This window comes from Staphylococcus sp. GDX8P54P, assembly GCF_017893165.1.
In the GTDB taxonomy this organism is placed as follows: domain Bacteria; phylum Bacillota; class Bacilli; order Staphylococcales; family Staphylococcaceae; genus Staphylococcus; species Staphylococcus borealis.
In genome coordinates this window covers 274,931-293,204 of sequence record NZ_JAESMM010000010.1, presented here as the reverse complement: position 1 = coordinate 293,204, position 18,274 = coordinate 274,931, and the positions used below count along the sequence as shown (strand labels likewise).

Below are 18,274 nucleotides of genomic sequence, written 5' to 3'. Positions count from 1 at the left end.
TCGGGACATAAGTGTTTAGGATTTGAGCAGAACCGAACGACGAGTAAAATTTTTTCAAATTTTGTCGAATCGTGAGTGTCTCTGCCGATAATCCTACTTTTAAGACGTCGTTTGACGGTAGTCTTAAAACACATTATGTCCCGATCTTTTTTTATTCTCTTTTTATTTATCGTACATGCCTTTACCTTCAAGAATATGGTCGATATACTTTTCAACTCTATTTTGTCTTGTTTGGCTACGTTTCGCTTGTGAAATGTGATACATGTACTGGTGTTGTCTGCCAGGTGTTAATTGATAAAATGCCTCTTCTAATTTTGGATCATCATTAAATGCTTGTTGTAATTCTTCAGGCATTTCATAGTCTTCTGTCTTCTTCATTTCAACTTTCTTGCCCGCTTTTTCTGTTTTAATGGCTTCATCAATATAATATAAAATTTCGTCTCGACGCAGTTTAATCTCATCTAATGTTTCAAAACGTAATTGTCTTGCTGCTTGAACACGCTCTGTTTGCTGAATTAACGATTTATATTTATCTTCTAAAATTGCACCTTTATGAAACAATAAGGCTACATAATGCTTAAAACCATGGATCGTAATAACATTTTTATCATTAATTGTATAAGTCGGATGCATCCATTTATATGTTTCTGCTAATTCTGACTCATTAAAGATTAAATTTCTTAAATATTGATAAGCTTCTTGCCACTGACTCTCCTTTTCAAGAAAAGCTAACACCTGTTTATCGGATTGTTTCTCTGACACTTTAGTCACCCCATATCGTTAGTTTGATAACAATACAATCATTATATTATTTAAGTCAATCAATAACTATTTATAACACAATCATTTGTAAATTTACAAAATCATAAATTGACTAATGAAATGATAAGCGTATAATTATAACGTATCATTTTTGATGAATATTAAAATAACATAAAGGAGTATTTATGGGACAAAATAATAACGAAGGTAAAATCAATCTGGTCCAACTTGTTTTGTTAGGATTAGGAAGTTTAATTGGTTCAGGCTGGTTATTTGGTGCATGGGAAGCTTCTTCTGCAGCTGGTCCTGCAGCCATATTATCTTGGATTATCGGGTTTATCGTTATAGGAACGATTTCTTATAACTATATCGAAATAGGAACAATGTTCCCTCAATCTGGTGGTATGAGTAACTATGCTCAATATTCACACGGCTCATTGTTAGGCTTTATTGCCGCATGGGCAAACTGGGTATCATTAGTTACAATCATTCCTATTGAAGCTGTGTCTGCTGTTCAATATATCAGTTCATGGCCATGGGATTGGGCGAAACCAACTTCTGCATTAATGCATAATGGCTCAATTAGTACGACAGGCTTATTCGCCGTGTACGTCATTATCATTATTTTTTCATTATTAAACTATTGGTCTGTTAAATTATTAACATCATTCACAAGTTTAATTTCGTTCTTCAAATTAGGTGTACCGTTATTAACAATTATTATGTTAATGCTTTCAGGTTTCGACACAAGCAATTACGGTTCTTCTATAGGCGAATTTATGCCGTATGGTAGTGCGCCTATCTTTGCGGCAACAACAACATCAGGGATTATCTTCTCATTTAATGCATTCCAAACCATCATTAATATGGGATCAGAAATTAAAAACCCTGAAAAGAATATTGCACGTGGTATTGCCATTTCTTTAACATTAAGTGCCATTTTGTACATTATACTACAAAGCACATTTATTACATCAATGCCACAATCAATGATTAGCGAACACGGTTGGAGTGGTATTAACTTCAATTCACCATTCGCAGATATGGCAATCCTATTAGGCATTAACTGGTTAGCGATCTTGCTATACATCGAAGCAGTTGTGTCACCATTCGGAACTGGCGTATCATTCGTTGCGATTACTGGTCGTGTATTAAACGCGATGGAACGTAATGGTCATATTCCTAAATTCTTAGGTAAAATTAACACAACGTATAATATTCCACGAGTAGCTATCGTATTTAATGCCATCATCAGTATGGTCATGGTTACCTTATTCCGTGATTGGGGCGTACTTGCTGCCGTTATTTCAACAGCAACATTAGTCGCTTACTTAACAGGTCCAACAACCGTCATGTCATTACGTGAAATGGGACCTAAATTGCATCGTCCATTCCGAGGCGCTATGTTAAAAGTGATGGCACCATTATCCTTTGTACTTGCGTCATTAGCAATTTATTGGGCAATGTGGCCAACAACTGCCGAAGTTATTTTCATCATTATTTTAGGATTACCAATTTATTTCTTCTATGAATATAAAATGAATTGGAAAAACACTAAAAAACAAATCGGCGGTAGTATGTGGATTATCGTATACTTAATCCTATTGGCTTGCATGTCATTCATCGGTAGTAAAGAGTTTAAAGGTATGAACTTTATTCATTATCCTTATGATTTCTTAGTTATTATCGTGTTAGCACTTGTCTTTTATAGAATTGGTATTACAAGCCACTTCAAGAGTGTTTATTATAAACGCGCTAAGAAAATCAATAAACAAATGAAAGAAGATACAATGGAAGCAGAACAACAAGAAGCTGATAGAAAAGAAGCTGAACAACAGAATAATTAATCTGACCATGTCCGGAACATAGCGTTCCTGGATAAGTAAAAAAGGCATTTTCTATTGAAATAATATAGAAGTTGAGTCATGCTACAATGTTTATATATAAGGCACCTCGTTAATTTAGTTTAGTAATGTTTATTAAATTACACGAGAGTGCCTTATTTTTTTAGTACTCCATTGTAAATAAAGAAGCCAGTAAATGAATTTGTTAAAACGCATTTACTGGCTATTTCTATACGAATGATGCCCCAGACGCTTTTTAATATGATATAGCACAAATTTTAATTTCATTGTCCCAATCTGTTTTTACATTCATACGTCATGGTATAGTTAAATTAATTCATAAGTGTAGGTGATGATTTAGTGGTAACGATTAATACAACAGCTGGTTCTTTTCAAGGGATAACACATCATAATATAGAACAATTTCTAGGTATTCCTTATGCACAGCCGCCGATTGGTAATCGCCGTTTTAAACATGCTAGCCCACGATATAGCTATGATACGTTAGTTGATGCAACGCGCTTTAGAGCCATCCCACCACAACCGTACAATAAGTTAGAAACATTCTTTTCATCTAAGCAACATACATTCAAACAGGATGAAGATTGTTTATATTTAAATATTTGGCGTCAATCATCTGGTAAATCTAAGAAGCCTGTTATCATTTATTTTTATGGTGGTGGCTTTGTGAATGGTCATGGTTCTGCCGAATTATATACGCCAGAACATATTGTCGCCCAACGTGATGTCATTGTAATTACGTTTAACTATCGATTAGGTGCATTAGGCTTTCTGGATTGGTCTTATTTTAATCCCCAGTATGATAAAAATAACGGCCTATCTGATCAGATTGCGTTATTAAAATGGGTTGCACACTTTATTGAATACTTTGATGGCGATCCTAACAATGTCACATTATGCGGACAATCCGCAGGCAGTATGAGTATTCAAGCTTTAATGCAGCAACCACAACTGGACCACTATTACCACCAAGTCATGTTATTAAGTGGCGTATTACAGCTAGATTCCATAGAAACAGGTGTGCACAAAGCTAAACACTTCGATGCCTTAATTCAACAGCACTTTTCCGGAAAAAGCATATACGATTTAGACACGCACGCATTGCTACAGTTAATGGCATATGATGAACAAGCACGTGGCAAATCCAAAGGCTTAGAATTAATATATCAACCGATTAACGAGACAACGATGTGCCGTCCACTTGCTCAGTTTAATAAACCTGTTGTGTTAGGCTATACAAAGGATGAAGGTGATTGTTATATCCGTAATGAATCACGTAAACTTGAGCCACAGCGTTTTGTGAATGTGATGAAACTGAATCATATCAACGTTGATTTTAATCATGTTCAAACGGGTCAACAACAAGCTGAAGTTGTGACAGCGTTATATTTTAAAAAACCGACACTTAACTTGTTACACCAAATGCGTGAGAATCCGCATCGTTGGTTATTACGATTTGATTGGGCTCGACCTGAATATGTTGATTTCGCAAGTGCCTATCATATTTTAGACGTCGTCTTTTGGTTTGGTAAGATGGCTATACTTAAGGCGCATAACATCAAATTGCACACTTCTGATATTGAATTAAGCAAACGTATGATAAATGACATCGTTCATTATGCCACAACAGGTACCATGCCCTACGCACCCTATTCAATCGATCACACAGAACCACACATATACAATAATTAAAAAAGGAGTGGGACAGAATTCTTAATAAATTCGTTGTCCCACTCCCAGTTTGCTTAAAATGTCTTCTTAGTTCAGTCAGCTATTGTGAATTCACAAAGTAGCATTATCTTATTATTTATGTCTCAGCCTCTTCCCTATTCAATCATAAGATACGCTTAGTTTTTGGCATAATGAACATTTTTCAATGTAAGCACGATGATAAGTCCCAGTAAGCCAATAAAGGCACTGACAAATGTGACCGCTTCAACATTCGTATTTGATACAACAAGGCCACCGATAATACCACCTATACCAATACCTGCATTGAGACAAGACATATTCCAACTCATCACTTGACTTGTGTCACCTTCAACATGTTCGATGATACCACTTTGTATTGCTGGATTGGTACTCCATTGTACGATATTCCAAATAAAGAGTGCTACGAGTAATAACACCGTTGTTGACAATACTAAATTAATGGCAAGCATCACTACAATAAACACAGTAAACGCAATGATTAACCAACGTTTACTTGTTAATTTATCAGCGAGTACACCACCCATTGATGTACCAACAACACCGGCAACACCATTAACGAGTAGCGCTAATGATACATAGCCCATGGTATGACCATTTTCCAAAATAAGTGGATTGATAAATACAAATGTCACTGAATTGGCAATTAAAATAAGTAATGTAATCGCTAGAAACTTAACGATTTCAATTGGTCGAATAATATGAGATGTGACTTGATTATCTTCAGAAACGTTATTATACATTCGATTGGCTTGATTAAGTTCTGTAGTTGTAGGAAGATATTTCAACATTAATAAGCCGGCAATAAGACTGATAACAATAATAAATACGAACGTAAAACGCCAGCCAACCCAGTCACCAATCATCGTACCAATTGGCACACCAAAGACATTGGCCCCACTAAATCCAGTATAAACTACGCCAATCATCTTACCTCTATTCTTAGGTATTGTCAGCATAGCTGTTAATGCTAAGACTTTAACGATAATTAAAGATGCTGCAGCTGAAGATAATATTCGTCCAACGACTAGAATCGTAAAGTTAGGTGCAATGGCGATAATACCATTCCCTACGACAAAGGCCACTAAAGTCCACAAAAGAACGGGACGTGCAGGAAATCGATTCGTTAATTTAACCAGTATAGGTCCACATATGGCGAAGGTTAATGCGTAAAGTGTAACCAGTTGCCCGATAATCGCTTCTGAGACACCTAAGTCATCGCTCATTAAATTCATAATTCCAGCGACCATCATTTCAACCATGCCCACAATAAACACACTAATGATAAATGTCGCTATACGCATGACAGACATATTTCTTTCTCCTTTCATTTCATTATTTCTACATAAAAAAACAGTTACGCACTGTTCTTCAAATTTCGTAACTGTTCTATTATATAATATTCAATTGTATTTTTCTTCCCCTATGTTTTAAAAGGTTTGTTCATTATTGTTGTATCGATGTTCGATAAGTTCTTGTAGAAAGGCACAAATGGCAAGTAATGCGAGCGCACCATAAATGACGTAATGATTATGTAGTACACCATCAATACCAAAATTTATATTAAAATACGATTCAACTAGGCTTGTTAAAACTCTGATTATATTAAATAAAACAAGGATAAGTATGATAAACCCAAACACATTGGAAATGACTTTCATTTCATTTGCTCCTTTGCTTATTGATTTACTTATATACTAAAATTTTCAAATTAAATGCTACTTAGTTTAATCTTAATTTTTCCTTAAATCATCATTATCAGAATAGTTAAATGTTAAAAAGTTGTATAAGATAGACAATGAGGTGGTATTCATGAACGACGACGTACTCATTATTGAAGATGATAAAGATATTAATGCGTTAATGACATTATCTTTAAGTACGAAAGGGATACAACGTATCAAGTCTGTCGATAATATTGAAGATGCAAAATATGAATTATTGAATTTCAGCTTTCAGGTTATATTATTGGATTTAAACTTAAGATCTGAAGACGGTTATCAATTACTTAAATATATTGATTTAAAGGATACTGCCGTTATCGTAGTGACTGCGAAGACAACAAATATCGATGTATATAAAGGGTTTGAACATGGGGCTGTCGATTATATTAAAAAGCCATTTGATCCGATGGAGTTGTACTACAGAGTTTCTTTACATTTAAACGATACAGATCAATCAACGTACCATTATAAAGATTTAGCCATCAACTTCAACAGTATGGAAGTATTTGTTAATGACAAACCGATCAACCTTACAAATCGTGAATATAATTTATTAACCTATCTTATTAAAAATAAAAACCAAGTACTGACTAAAGATCAGCTCTATGCTAAAGTCTGGGGATATGATACCGGCGTGGATGATAATACTCTAATGGTCCATATTAGAACATTACGGAAGAAGATTGAAACCACGCCGAATGCACCTAAAATGATTAAAACTGTACGTAGTAAAGGTTACATGTTTAAGGAAGATCGCGATGATTAATAAATTCACATTAAAATTTCTTAAGTATATGACGATATTTGTCCTTCTAAACTTTACTATTACATGTATCTTAGTTGTCATACTATTTTTTAAAGTATTGCCTAATATTTACTGGGATATTAATGAAATTGAACCTACATACTTAGAGACGTATGGCATCACTCAAGCACCCAATGATAATCTAAAATCACTTGCCGAAAAGCGTCATGTTGACTTATATTTTGTTCGAAAAAATGGAGACATTCTCTATCCTAAGTCAAAGCGTCATACAAACATAAAATCAACATTGTTAAAAAATATCAATAATGCGAATTCAGTTATATCAAAAGAAGGAACCTACCTTGTTTATATTTATAAAGATAAAATTGAACAACCTAAAATAACAAATGGTCATGAAATCAAGACGTCACAATTGCTTGATAGTATCGCTACGCTTGATTTCAATCGTTACAACTATTCGGTTTCAAACAATGAACTTCACTTTGTAAGAAATCCAGGACAAAGAACGATATTGTGGAATGATAATTTCGGCGAAGCGTTCAATGATAGTAAAAACACGTATATTTTACTGTTCATCTCATTTATCATCGTTAACATCATCTTAATTGCTTTAACGGCAATGTTAATTTCGAAGCGACTCACAAGACCGTTATCTTTTTATATTGACTGGATTGGTAACTTATCGTTAGGCAAACTGCATCAGCCTACGTCGAAACGAAAGCGATTTAAGAATCGTCGTACTTATCCTGAATTGGATGCATCTTTGTCACAATTAAATGAACAAATGTTGTCTGATAAGTTTTATCATAACCAAATTTCATATTACAAATCAAAATGGATTAGCCAAATTTCTCATGATTTGAAATCGCCATTAACAACTATTTATGGTTATTCTAAGCTCATCCAGACCGATAAACAGACGCAATCTTATGTTCAACTTATTTCGGAGAAAGCAACGTTTATGAGTGATTTGATTGATAGTTTGAACCAAACATTTGATATGGAAACAAACCAGACAAAACAAGATAAAGAAGATTTTCCGATTCAATCAACGGTCAATCGAATCACACACATTATTGGTTACGATTCTATAACATGTCACTTTTATTTAGAAGATAACGCCACATTTTATGGTAATAAATTGTATTTCGAGCGGCTATTAATTAATTTAATCAACAATAGTATTGATCATAATGAAATCAATCCTAACATTCAAATGACTTTTTCTAAAATTGAAAATAAGTTAATGATTGATTACGTTGACGATGGTCAAGGCATACCACATTCAAATATAGATACATTATTTAAACAGTCGTATACATCGAAAGCGCATAAAGCACAACATGGTATTGGTTTATCGATTATTAAAGATGCTGTGAATTATCATCATGGCGCAATCACACTATTACCATCTAAACAAGGCGTTCATTTCCATATACTATTGGTGGATGACTCTTAAATATTATCTAAAAAAGTAAGGGCGTAGGACAACGAATTGAAATAAAATTCTGTCCTACGCCCTTACTTCTCATTTCGTCTATGCTTCATCATCAGGTGCATTGAGTGCGCTATTGCGTGCAACGAGTTGATGACGAACGTTAAAGAATTGATTATAGCTTAAATAAGTTGCAATTAGGGCTGACATGATTGTCGCTGTTGTGTGAATAAACACGACAAGTAATTGGAATTTAATCGCTTGTAATGGTGGTACGCCACCAATAATTAAACCTGTCATCATACCTGGTATCGAAACGAGACCGTATGTTTTAACCGAGTCTATTGTAGGTACGATTGCAAGACGTATACTCTCTCTAATCGATGCTTTAGATGCCAATTTAGGTGTCGCTGCTAATGTAAGCTTAGATTCAATGTCGGTAATGTCTTTCACAAAGGCACGGTCTAAGTTTTGATACGCTAAATTAATCGCAATTAGTCCATTATTCGCTAACATACCTCCGATTGGAATGACTTCATTTGCTTTAAAATCGATAGCCCCTGCCAACACAGTAGCCGTTAAAGGTAACGCTGTTCCAATAAAAATGGCGATAAACGAAATCCAAAAGACATGATGCATTACTGGCGAAGCACGATTAATCGTATTCCATGACGCATTAATAATAATCACTAATACCGCTAACATTAATATCCACGCTTGATCAATTTTGAAAATATAATGCAAGATAAATCCTAATATAATCAACTGTACAACTGCGCGTATGGAAGCTACAACTAAATCTTTAATAATATGTAATCCTTCTTTATATGAAATAAAGATGGGAATTAATAATAACAAAGCAGTTAAACAAAGGGCTGTATTACTCATTCTGATTTAAAGCCTCCTCTTTCGTGATTTCACCATCGCTAATTGTAATTCGTCTATGGAAATGTCTCATACTTTGATCATCACTATGTGTAATCCATAACACGGATACACCTTCTTTTACCATGTCGAAAATCATATTTTCAATGGTCTGCTTATTTTGTGTATCGAGCGCACTTGTAGATTCATCTAATAATAATATATCTGGACGGTACATGAGTTGACGGGCAATTGTAATCCTCTGACGCTCGCCGCCTGAAAGATGTTCAATTTTAGAATTCAAATCATATTGACCTAAGTTCACTTTCTTTAGTAAATCCATTGCTTTGTCTTTATCAAAGCGGTCATCTCGCGCTAACGCTGGAAATGACATGTTATCACCAATCGTTTCGCCAAAGAGCTGACTCTGTTGCATTAGATAACTGATTTTCATTCGTAATGTTTCAGGAGGATAATCGTTAAATGGCTTCCCTTTTAAATAGAGTTCCCCATCCGTCGGGCTAATTAAATTATTGATTTGCTTTAAAAATGTGCTCTTACCACTACCAGAGGGACCAATAATGGCAACTGCCTCTCCCTCAGCTAATTGAAAGTTAATATTTTTAAGTATCATACGTCTATCCGCTTTATATGATAAATTTTTGACATCTAATAACATCCTTTTACCAACCTCCTCATAATAAACACTGTTATAATTAAAAATAAATTAAAATCAGTCTGGGACATAAATAATATAATCATGCTAATTAGCAAATTCGCAGTAGCTGACTGAACTGAGAAGGCGCTTAAATCAAGCTTTTCTCAGTTCTAGTCATCCCTGCGGGCGGGGCCCCAACACAAAAAATCACGAAAGTGATTTTACAAGCAAAGCAAGCTGGGAGTCGGGGCCCCAGCATAGAGAATTTCATCAAGAAATTCTACAAGCAAAGCAAGCTGGGGTAACGACGAATTCAAAAGAATTCTGTCCCACTCCCATGAGCATTATTTATATCTATAATAACAAAAAAAGAAGTAAGATAAGTGTCTTCAAGTTGACATTTCTTGAAACACTGTATCTTACTTCTAATTTAATGCATCATTTACCAAATCAGCGGAATAATGATAGTCACATACGATACTAAGTTGTTAATCATATGTAACGTAATCGTCATTGCTAAATTCCGTCCACTATAGTGGTATGCAATCACAAATCCAATTGCCATAATAAGATATGGACCAATTTCAAATGGAGATGATGCACTTAACACGTGTAAACTAGCAAATAACACGACTGAAACAACGTACATTGCGCCGTATGTTAATTTCTTACCAAGTTCATGAATAATTAAATGTCTAAAGAGCAATTCTTCAACAATTGGCGTTACGATAACAATATCTAGGAACAATACGGGCCAAATCCATTTTGTCTTGAAGAGTTCTTCGATTTGTTTGTTGTTTTCAGTATTACTAAACTGATATTTCTCAGGTAATAATTCTATCAAGTTACCATATATATATTGCGCCAAATACATCACAATGAGTACAACAACGATTAGTACGATATGTTTTCTCAAATCTTTAAAGCGCTGAATTGCTAATGGGATGAGCGACTTACGATGCATTAAATAAAACAATAGTAATAAGAGGCACTGCCCTAATAAAACAAAGATTTGATTAATTCCCATCACTTGCTTCATCATTGGCGCTTCGGATGTCTGCCCTGTAATCGCCATAATCATGATCATTGTAACTATCGTTAATATCAACGGCAGTACAATATTAATGATTAAATATCCTGGTATTAGCCAAAAATCACGTTTCACAATTCGTTTCGATGCAAATTCATTTTTGAATGGCGCTTGCTTTGATGCTTCTTGCGCATGTTCATTTTCAAAAGTCATATGTCTCTCCTTATCTTTTTTAACGATGTATGTTTAATCATGCTCAATATTTAAAATAATCTTTCTATTATTGTAATAATAAATAAGATGAATTGTACAGAGCTATGATACAGATATGATGCTGCTAAATTCTTGCCAGTTCTCAGATATATAACGATCGCCCCTACTGATAATATGAAATAAGGTATGACTTCCATAACGGATATAAAGTCATAGACCTGTACGCCTACTTCAATCACTATACTCAACACAATGACGACACTAACATTTAGCCTTTTCCCAAGTTCATGAATCATTAAATGTCGATAAATTAATTCTTGAATCAACGGTTGTAACACAACCATAGTAATAAAGGTAAATACAATTGCACTCGGATGATTAAATAAGCCTTCTAAACGAAGTTGCGCCTGTGTTATATCATAACCAATAGGCTTTGGTAGATACTGCGCTACAACGTTAATCGCATAAAACAATAGTAGTGCAAATAGTGTAACTGTAATAATTAACGGTATGTAATGACGTTTAGCTATACGATACTGTCTCAATGCGACATCAGCAATATCATATTTATGTAACGCAAAAAATGAAACGATAACGACAAATTGAGCAATGACAAAACTGATACTTAACGTTAAATTATATAAATAAAGTGGCGGTGGATCTTGCGTTATCATTGCATAGACACCTAAAACGCCAAACACAATAATGATTGGTACTAAAATCTGGAGCATGATGTAAATAGGAATCAATAAGAAATCTTTCTTCACTATTTGAGAACTTCCCCATTGATTTGTAGAAACCTCATGCGTGATTGCCTTTTTTCTTTTCTCCATAGGTCACCTCATACATCTTGTAAGTCATACTTTATCATCGAAATACATCTATGTCATATACCATTTGTTAACCTAACATATTAATAATTTTAAAAAATCGTAAATTTCTTCTTATTTTAAATTGTAAAAGATTTACATTGGTGTATGATTTAAATTGTAGAAGGTTTAAAGGGGGAGAAATAAAAGTGATTTCTATACTTACAGTAATGCAGTTTATTGTGAACGTAATGATATTTATTGTCATACTTTCAATAATCGGCTTGGTACTTGTGTTGTTATTTAAAGATAAAGGACAAGATCAACACAGTGTCTTACGTAATTATCCTGTTCTAGGACGTGTACGTTACTTCGCAGAGAAGATTGGCCCGGAATTACGCCAATATTTGTTTGCGAATGATACAGAGGGGAAACCATTTTCAAGAATTCAGTATACTAATATCGTTCTAGCCGGTAAATACAATTCTCGAATGTCTAGTTTCGGGACACAACGCGCATATCAAGATGGATTTTACATACGTAACACCATGTTCCCATTACAACGTCATGAATTACAAATTGATAATCACGCTATGATTTCAACATTTGTCTATAAAGTAGATAGCGAGCGATTATTCAAACGTGATGAACATCGTGATCCAACAGACATTGATCCGTACTACTTAACGGACGATAATGCCATCGTTCTAGGCGATGATTTGGAACATCCTTTTAAAGTAAAACGACTGGTTGGTCAATCAGGCATGAGTTATGGTGCATTAGGTGGTCGTGCAATCACTGCATTATCACAAGGCTTAGCTCGTGCAGGCACGTGGATGAATACCGGTGAAGGTGGCTTGTCAGAATATCACCTTAAAGGTGGCGGCGACCTCATCTTTCAAATTGGGCCTGGTCTATTCGGTGTTCGTGATAAAGATGGTAACTTTAGTGACGAACAATTTCTAAAAACAGCACATCACAAAGAAGTTAAAGCCTTTGAAATTAAACTGGCGCAAGGTGCAAAAACACGTGGCGGTCATATGGAAGGCAATAAAGTTACAGAAGAAATTGCCAAAATTAGAAATATCGAACCGTATAAAACGATCAATTCACCGAACCGCTTCGACTTTATTGACTCACCTGAAGATTTATTACAATTTGTTGATAAACTTCGCCAATTAGGTCAGAAACCTGTAGGCTTTAAAATCGTTGTAAGTAAAGTGGAAGAAATTGAGTCACTCGTACAAACAATGGTTAAAATGAATATTTATCCTGACTTTATCACCATTGATGGTGGTGAAGGTGGTACCGGTGCTACGTTCCAAGAATTACAAGATGGTGTCGGTCTTCCATTATTTACCGCGCTGCCAATCGTATCTGGAATGTTAGAACGCCACCAAATCAGAGATAAAATGAAAATCTTTGCCTCAGGTAAGTTAATTACACCAGATAAAGTAGCAATTGCCTTAGGATTAGGTGCTGATTTAGTTAATATCGCTCGCGGTATGATGATTAGTGTTGGCTGTATTATGAGTCAACAATGTCACTTGAACACATGTCCTGTCGGCGTTGCAACAACAGATCCTAAGAAAGAGAAAGCGTTAATTGTCAATGAGAAGCAATATCGTGTGACAAACTATATCACAAGTTTACATGAAGGCTTATTTAACATTGCCGCTGCCGTCGGTGTTAAAAGTCCAAATGACATTACGAGTGATCACATTGTAATTAAACGTTTAGATGGTTCAATTGAAGACATAGTCGATTACAAACTGAAATTAATAAGTTAATATTCAAATAAAAAGATGTCGAGACACAGCATTATGTGAGGTGTCCCGACATCTTTTTCATTATTCATCTGTCATATTACTTTTTTGTTTAAAGCCCAGTTTTTTCAATTCTCTAACAGTGCCTTCCATATTGACTTTTTTGTCATTTTTAGACGTTGACATTAAAGAAAAATGATTTTTGACTGCTTTGATATCTGCTTTTTTATAGTTAATATCAATGGTTTCAACCCATTTTTCATGATTATGCTTTAGATTATAAGATACACCTTTTAAATCTTTCATTTGACGGTGATCTTGAAACATCTTCTTAGCTTCTTTCTTAGACATACCGAAATCATTATATTTCAATGTCGTTACTGTTGATTGTTTAACTACTTTATTCTTTTTATAAGACAATGTAGTTAACACATGCTTACCATCCATGTCCCCTTCATATGTCTTAGAACGCTCTTTACTACATGCTCCTAATACACTGACACTTAACACTAATAATATCATTAACATAAAGCACTTTTTCATCATACTCATCTACTTCCCACTATGTCATTTTCAAATAAATTATAGCATTTACTTTATCTTATTATGTATATCATTACCAGATAATTCGTATTAGAAACACTTTTTTCAGAAAATCAAATGCCGACATGCTACAATATGAGTAACTAATGACGTGAGGAAGTGTGTGCATATGAAAGAATCAATTGAATTATTAAAATCATTGACCGATGTTAACGGCATTGCTGGTTATGAACACAATGTTAAAGCAAAGATGAAATCCTATTTAGAGCCAGTGAGCGATGAAATTGTTGAAGATGGCTTAGGTGGCATCTTTGGTAAAAAAGCGAGCGACAATGGTACAAAGTCACTTATGGTAGCTGGTCACTTAGATGAAATCGGCTTTATTGTAACCAAAATCGATAATAATGGATTTATTAAATTTCAACCGATTGGTGGTTGGTGGAACCAAGTCATGTTATCTCAAAAAGTAACTATCACAACCGATGATGGTACTGAGATTCGTGGTCTTATAGGCTCAAAACCACCACATGTCTTAGATCCTGAAGAACGTAAGAAACCAATCCAAATTAAAGACATGTTTATAGATATTGGTGTGAGAAGTAAAGAAGACGCTGAAAATCACGGTATCGAAGTGGGCAACATGATTACACCATACAGTGAATTTGAGCAACTTGCGAATGGTAAATATTTAACGGCTAAAGCCTTTGACAATCGTTATGGTTGTGCACTCGCTGTCGACGTATTAAAACGTCTCAAAGATGAACATATCGGCATTGATTTATATGCAGGCGCAACCGTACAGGAAGAAGTGGGCTTACGCGGTGCTAAAGTAGCTGCCAATAAAATCAAACCTGATTTTGCTATTGCTGTAGATGTTGCAGTGGCCTATGATACACCGGGGATGAATCAACTTGGTAGTGATACGACTTTAGGTAATGGCCCTGTCGTTATTTTAATGGACGCATCAAATGTTGCCCACCAAGGCTTACGTCAGCATATTAAAGAAGTAGCGAAGAAACATTACATTACTGTGCAATGGGATACCACTGCTGGTGGCGGTACCGATGCTGGTAGTATCCATGTAGCGAATGAGGGTATTCCTACCATTTCCATCGGTGTAGCGCTACGTTACATGCATTCAAATGTTTCTGTATTACACACAGATGATTATGAAAATTCAGTTCGCCTAGTAACTGAAATCGTTCGTTCACTTAACGATGATGCTTATAACAGAATAAAATGGTAATTTGCGAATGAAATAGTATGTCATTTTTCTAAAATAACTAACGAATTAAAAAGTCGTTCTAAATAAATAGAACGACTTTTTTATATAATATGATGTTTTTCTATTCTACTGAGTGCTTCCAGCTATCATCACTTAGCATTTCTCCAGGCCAAGTATAAGCCATAACACCGCCATCAATTCGAACCGTTTCACCTGTAATAAATGAACTATCATCAGATGCTAGGAAAGCCACGAGTTTACCTACTTCTTCAGGTTTCCCTAAACGACCAAGTGGAGTGACCCATTTCTGATTATCGCGGAATGTTTTACCCGCTTCATCTTCAGACGTTCCTGCTAGATTATCCACTAATGGTGTCTCAATAGTACCTGGTGCAATGGCATTTGCACGAATATTTTCACGGCCATATTCAATCGCAATCGATTTAGTAAAGTTAATCACTGCCCCTTTAGCCGCATTGTAACCTGAACGGTATAAGTCTGCAGCTTGGCCAGAGAATGATGCCGTATTAATAATTGAACCACCTTGATCCATCATTAATGGTAGTAAGAATTTAGTTACTAAGAATGTCCCTCGCATATCCACTGCCATGATTTTGTCGAACACTTCTACAGGATATTCATGTATACGACCTGCACCATTATCCACACCTGCGTTATTAAAGATAATATCTACACGTCCATATGTCGCTTTAGCTTTATCCGCAAAATCTTGAACTTGTTGATCATCTGAAATATCTACTTTATACGCAGTCGCTTTGCCACCGTTGTTATTGATTGCTTCAACAGTCTTTTCTAATTCATCTGAAATATCCAGCGCTAATACATGAGCACCTTCATTAGCTAATGCTTTTGCTGATGCTTGCCCTATACCTGTACTTGCACCTGTAATCACTGCAATTTTATTTTCTAAACGTTTCATAAAGGCCTTCACTCCTATTTTTCCAATCTTATTAATGAAACTAAATGTATCTATTCAATATATATTTTCCACACTTCAAATGCGCTCAAACCCTATTCCGAAAATGATACCGCTTACTCTTACAAACATGATTTAGTTCTATATACATAAGCTAATATTATTGTACTTATCTTATACATAACCAATTCTTATATTTAAATTTCTGAAAATTGCTATATTTTAAAAAACATTTTGTTATACTTTGTGTTAACGAACAAAGGGGGCCATTTTATGACCACTAAAACAAATGAACAAACATCTATCGTTAATAAATTACTTAATGGCGTAGAAAAAGCTGGTAACAAATTACCAGACCCTGCCATGCTCTTTTTCTTAATGTGTATTGGTTTAGCCGTTATTACTTGGATCGTTTCTCTGTTTGATGTATCGGTTAAGCATCCAGGAAATGGAGATACCATACATATAAAGAGTATTCTGAGTACTGAAGGTATCGCCATGATTATGAATGATGCCATTAAGAACTTCTCAGAGTTCCCTGCACTTGGTCTTGTATTAGCTGTAATGATTGGTGTCGGTGCTGCTGAGAAATCAGGTTACTTTGATAAATTAATGATTTCAGTTGTGAATCGCGCATCAAAACGCATCATTGTACCAACCATTATTTTAATTGGTATATTAGGTAGCTTAGCTGGAGATGCAGCAACAGTCATCTTGCCACCACTTGCTGCAATGATTTTTATTAAGATTGGCTATCATCCCATCGCTGGTCTTGCAATGGCCTATGCCTCATCACTAGGTGGATTTGGTGCCAACTTCTTAATTGGTATGCAAGATGCACTTGTTTATGCATTTACAGAACCTGCAACGAAGATTGTTTCAGATAGTGTCAAGATTAATGTTGCAATGAACTGGTACTTTATTGCAGCGAGCGTGATCTTGGTACTTCCTGTGATTTATTTCACCACAACAAAGGTTGTTATTCCACGTTTGGGCGACTATGATACGAGTCAAGCAGATTACGATGAAGATGAGGAAACATCATCACATATTACGCCAACAGAGAAAAAAGCATTGTTCTGGGCAAACATGTCTTTCGTAATACTCATCGTAGCGTTAATCATTTGTTGCTTACCAGAAAGTAGTTGGTTAAGAAACGCAAAAACTGGAAGTCTTATTGATGATTCTCCATTAATTAATGGTGTGGGCTTAGTCATCCTCGTTATTTTCTTAATTCCTGGGATTGTTTACGGGATTTTAAGTAAACAAATTCAGAACTCCAAAGATTTAGGCAGCATGATTAGTGACTCACTTGGTTCTATGGGATCATTTATATTAATCGTCTTCTTTGCCGCTCAATTACTCGCCTTTTTACAATGGAGTAATCTAGGGATTATTGTGTCTGTCTATGGCGCTAAATTATTACAACATCAAAATGGTATTGTGCTCATCATCGGCATTATCATATTGAGTAGTTTAATTAACTTAATTATCGGAAGCGCATCTGCTAAATGGGGTATTCTTGCGCCAATCTTTGTACCAATGATGATTCTACTCGGTTATCATCCGGCGTTTACACAAATGATTTATCGTGTTGGTGATTCTATTACAAACCCTATTACACCAATGATGCCTTATATGCCACTGGTGCTATCTTATGCGCAAAAGTATGATAAAAATATGAAACTAGGTTCCCTACTTTCGAGTTTAATGCCATACACCTTCGCATTAGGTATTGTGTGGACCTTATTCGTCATTGCGTGGTACCTTCTTGGCATCCCGCTTGGACCAGGTGGCCCTGTCAAAATTCCACACTAATTCGCAATGCATCGTGATAATTGAAACGCAAATCTTTGTAAAAACCTTCTCATTTATTGAGAAGGTTTTTTGTAATCCCTTACAAAAATTCTTACTTATTACCAATAATTATGTCACTCTCTCTTTTTCAAAGCGTGATATTACGGTAA

Annotated in this window: 16 protein-coding genes; 7 read left to right on the top strand and 9 right to left on the bottom strand. The window is 35.2% G+C overall.

The genetic code is table 11. From position 1 onward, the window contains the following. Positions 1–162 precede the first annotated feature (162 nt). Positions 163–762, bottom strand: coding sequence for a YdeI/OmpD-associated family protein (locus tag KA909_RS05510; RefSeq protein WP_193838987.1), 600 nt, complete (start codon positions 760–762; stop codon positions 163–165). 185 nt (positions 763–947) lie between these two features. Between KA909_RS05510 and KA909_RS05505 the strand changes: the two genes are divergently transcribed. Next, complete coding sequence (locus tag KA909_RS05505) at positions 948–2,609, top strand: APC family permease (RefSeq protein WP_070854694.1); 1,662 nt, start codon at positions 948–950, stop codon at positions 2,607–2,609. Between the two features lie 357 nt (positions 2,610–2,966). Next, positions 2,967–4,319: a carboxylesterase family protein gene (locus tag KA909_RS05500; protein WP_193838986.1), complete on the top strand. Its 1,353-nt coding sequence runs from the start codon at positions 2,967–2,969 to the stop codon at positions 4,317–4,319. A gap of 155 nt (positions 4,320–4,474) precedes the next feature. Here KA909_RS05500 and KA909_RS05495 read toward each other — a convergent pair whose 3' ends face one another. Together KA909_RS05495 and KA909_RS05490 are read right to left on the bottom strand one after the other, a co-directional pair. Then, positions 4,475–5,650: an MFS transporter gene (locus KA909_RS05495; protein ID WP_193838985.1), complete on the bottom strand. Its 1,176-nt coding sequence runs from the start codon at positions 5,648–5,650 to the stop codon at positions 4,475–4,477. 117 nt (positions 5,651–5,767) lie between these two features. Next, positions 5,768–5,998 carry a hypothetical protein gene (locus tag KA909_RS05490; protein WP_193838984.1) on the bottom strand — a complete coding sequence of 77 codons (231 nt, stop codon included), beginning with the start codon at positions 5,996–5,998 and terminating at the stop codon, positions 5,768–5,770. 151 nt (positions 5,999–6,149) lie between these two features. Here KA909_RS05490 and KA909_RS05485 point away from each other — a divergent pair, with 151 nt between their 5' ends. After that, a complete protein-coding gene (locus tag KA909_RS05485; RefSeq protein WP_075109012.1) occupies positions 6,150–6,827 on the top strand; it encodes a response regulator transcription factor in 678 nt (225 codons plus the stop codon). Next, positions 6,820–8,286 (top strand): sensor histidine kinase, encoded by a 1,467-nt coding sequence (locus KA909_RS05480; protein ID WP_193838983.1) that lies wholly within the window; start codon positions 6,820–6,822, stop codon positions 8,284–8,286. The genes KA909_RS05485 and KA909_RS05480 overlap by 8 nt, the downstream gene beginning before the upstream one ends. A gap of 78 nt (positions 8,287–8,364) precedes the next feature. Here KA909_RS05480 and KA909_RS05475 read toward each other — a convergent pair whose 3' ends face one another. The 4 genes from KA909_RS05475 to lnsB all read right to left on the bottom strand — a co-directional run bounded on the left by KA909_RS05475 (position 8,365) and on the right by lnsB (position 11,860). Further along, complete coding sequence (locus KA909_RS05475) at positions 8,365–9,150, bottom strand: ABC transporter permease (protein ID WP_075109010.1); 786 nt, start codon at positions 9,148–9,150, stop codon at positions 8,365–8,367. Then, on the bottom strand, positions 9,143–9,805 hold the full coding sequence (locus KA909_RS05470) for an ABC transporter ATP-binding protein (protein ID WP_075109009.1): 663 nt from the start codon (positions 9,803–9,805) through the stop codon (positions 9,143–9,145). The genes KA909_RS05475 and KA909_RS05470 overlap by 8 nt, the downstream gene beginning before the upstream one ends. A gap of 421 nt (positions 9,806–10,226) precedes the next feature. Beyond that, positions 10,227–11,027, bottom strand: coding sequence for a CPBP family intramembrane glutamic endopeptidase (locus tag KA909_RS05465; protein WP_210130030.1), 801 nt, complete (start codon positions 11,025–11,027; stop codon positions 10,227–10,229). Between the two features lie 50 nt (positions 11,028–11,077). Then, the gene (gene lnsB, locus KA909_RS05460; protein ID WP_193838980.1) at positions 11,078–11,860 is read right to left on the bottom strand and encodes a CPBP family lipoprotein N-acylation protein LnsB; all 783 of its coding nucleotides are present in this window, start codon (positions 11,858–11,860) and stop codon (positions 11,078–11,080) included. A gap of 188 nt (positions 11,861–12,048) precedes the next feature. On the opposite strand from lnsB, the gene KA909_RS05455 reads away from it, so the two are divergent. Next, positions 12,049–13,626: an FMN-binding glutamate synthase family protein gene (locus KA909_RS05455; protein ID WP_193839953.1), complete on the top strand. Its 1,578-nt coding sequence runs from the start codon at positions 12,049–12,051 to the stop codon at positions 13,624–13,626. A 60-nt stretch (positions 13,627–13,686) separates the two neighbouring features. Here KA909_RS05455 and KA909_RS05450 read toward each other — a convergent pair whose 3' ends face one another. Beyond that, complete coding sequence (locus tag KA909_RS05450; RefSeq protein WP_228480672.1) at positions 13,687–14,154, bottom strand: YehR family lipoprotein; 468 nt, start codon at positions 14,152–14,154, stop codon at positions 13,687–13,689. 160 nt (positions 14,155–14,314) lie between these two features. Between KA909_RS05450 and KA909_RS05445 the strand changes: the two genes are divergently transcribed. Continuing rightward, complete coding sequence (locus tag KA909_RS05445; protein WP_193838979.1) at positions 14,315–15,391, top strand: M42 family metallopeptidase; 1,077 nt, start codon at positions 14,315–14,317, stop codon at positions 15,389–15,391. Between the two features lie 100 nt (positions 15,392–15,491). On the opposite strand, the gene KA909_RS05440 is transcribed toward KA909_RS05445, so the two are convergent. Continuing rightward, entirely contained in the window at positions 15,492–16,310 is an 819-nt protein-coding gene (locus tag KA909_RS05440) for an SDR family oxidoreductase (RefSeq protein ID WP_053028758.1), read from the bottom strand. A 270-nt stretch (positions 16,311–16,580) separates the two neighbouring features. Here KA909_RS05440 and KA909_RS05435 point away from each other — a divergent pair, with 270 nt between their 5' ends. Then, positions 16,581–18,125: an AbgT family transporter gene (locus KA909_RS05435; RefSeq protein ID WP_193838978.1), complete on the top strand. Its 1,545-nt coding sequence runs from the start codon at positions 16,581–16,583 to the stop codon at positions 18,123–18,125. The last annotated feature ends 149 nt before the right edge of the window (positions 18,126–18,274 follow it).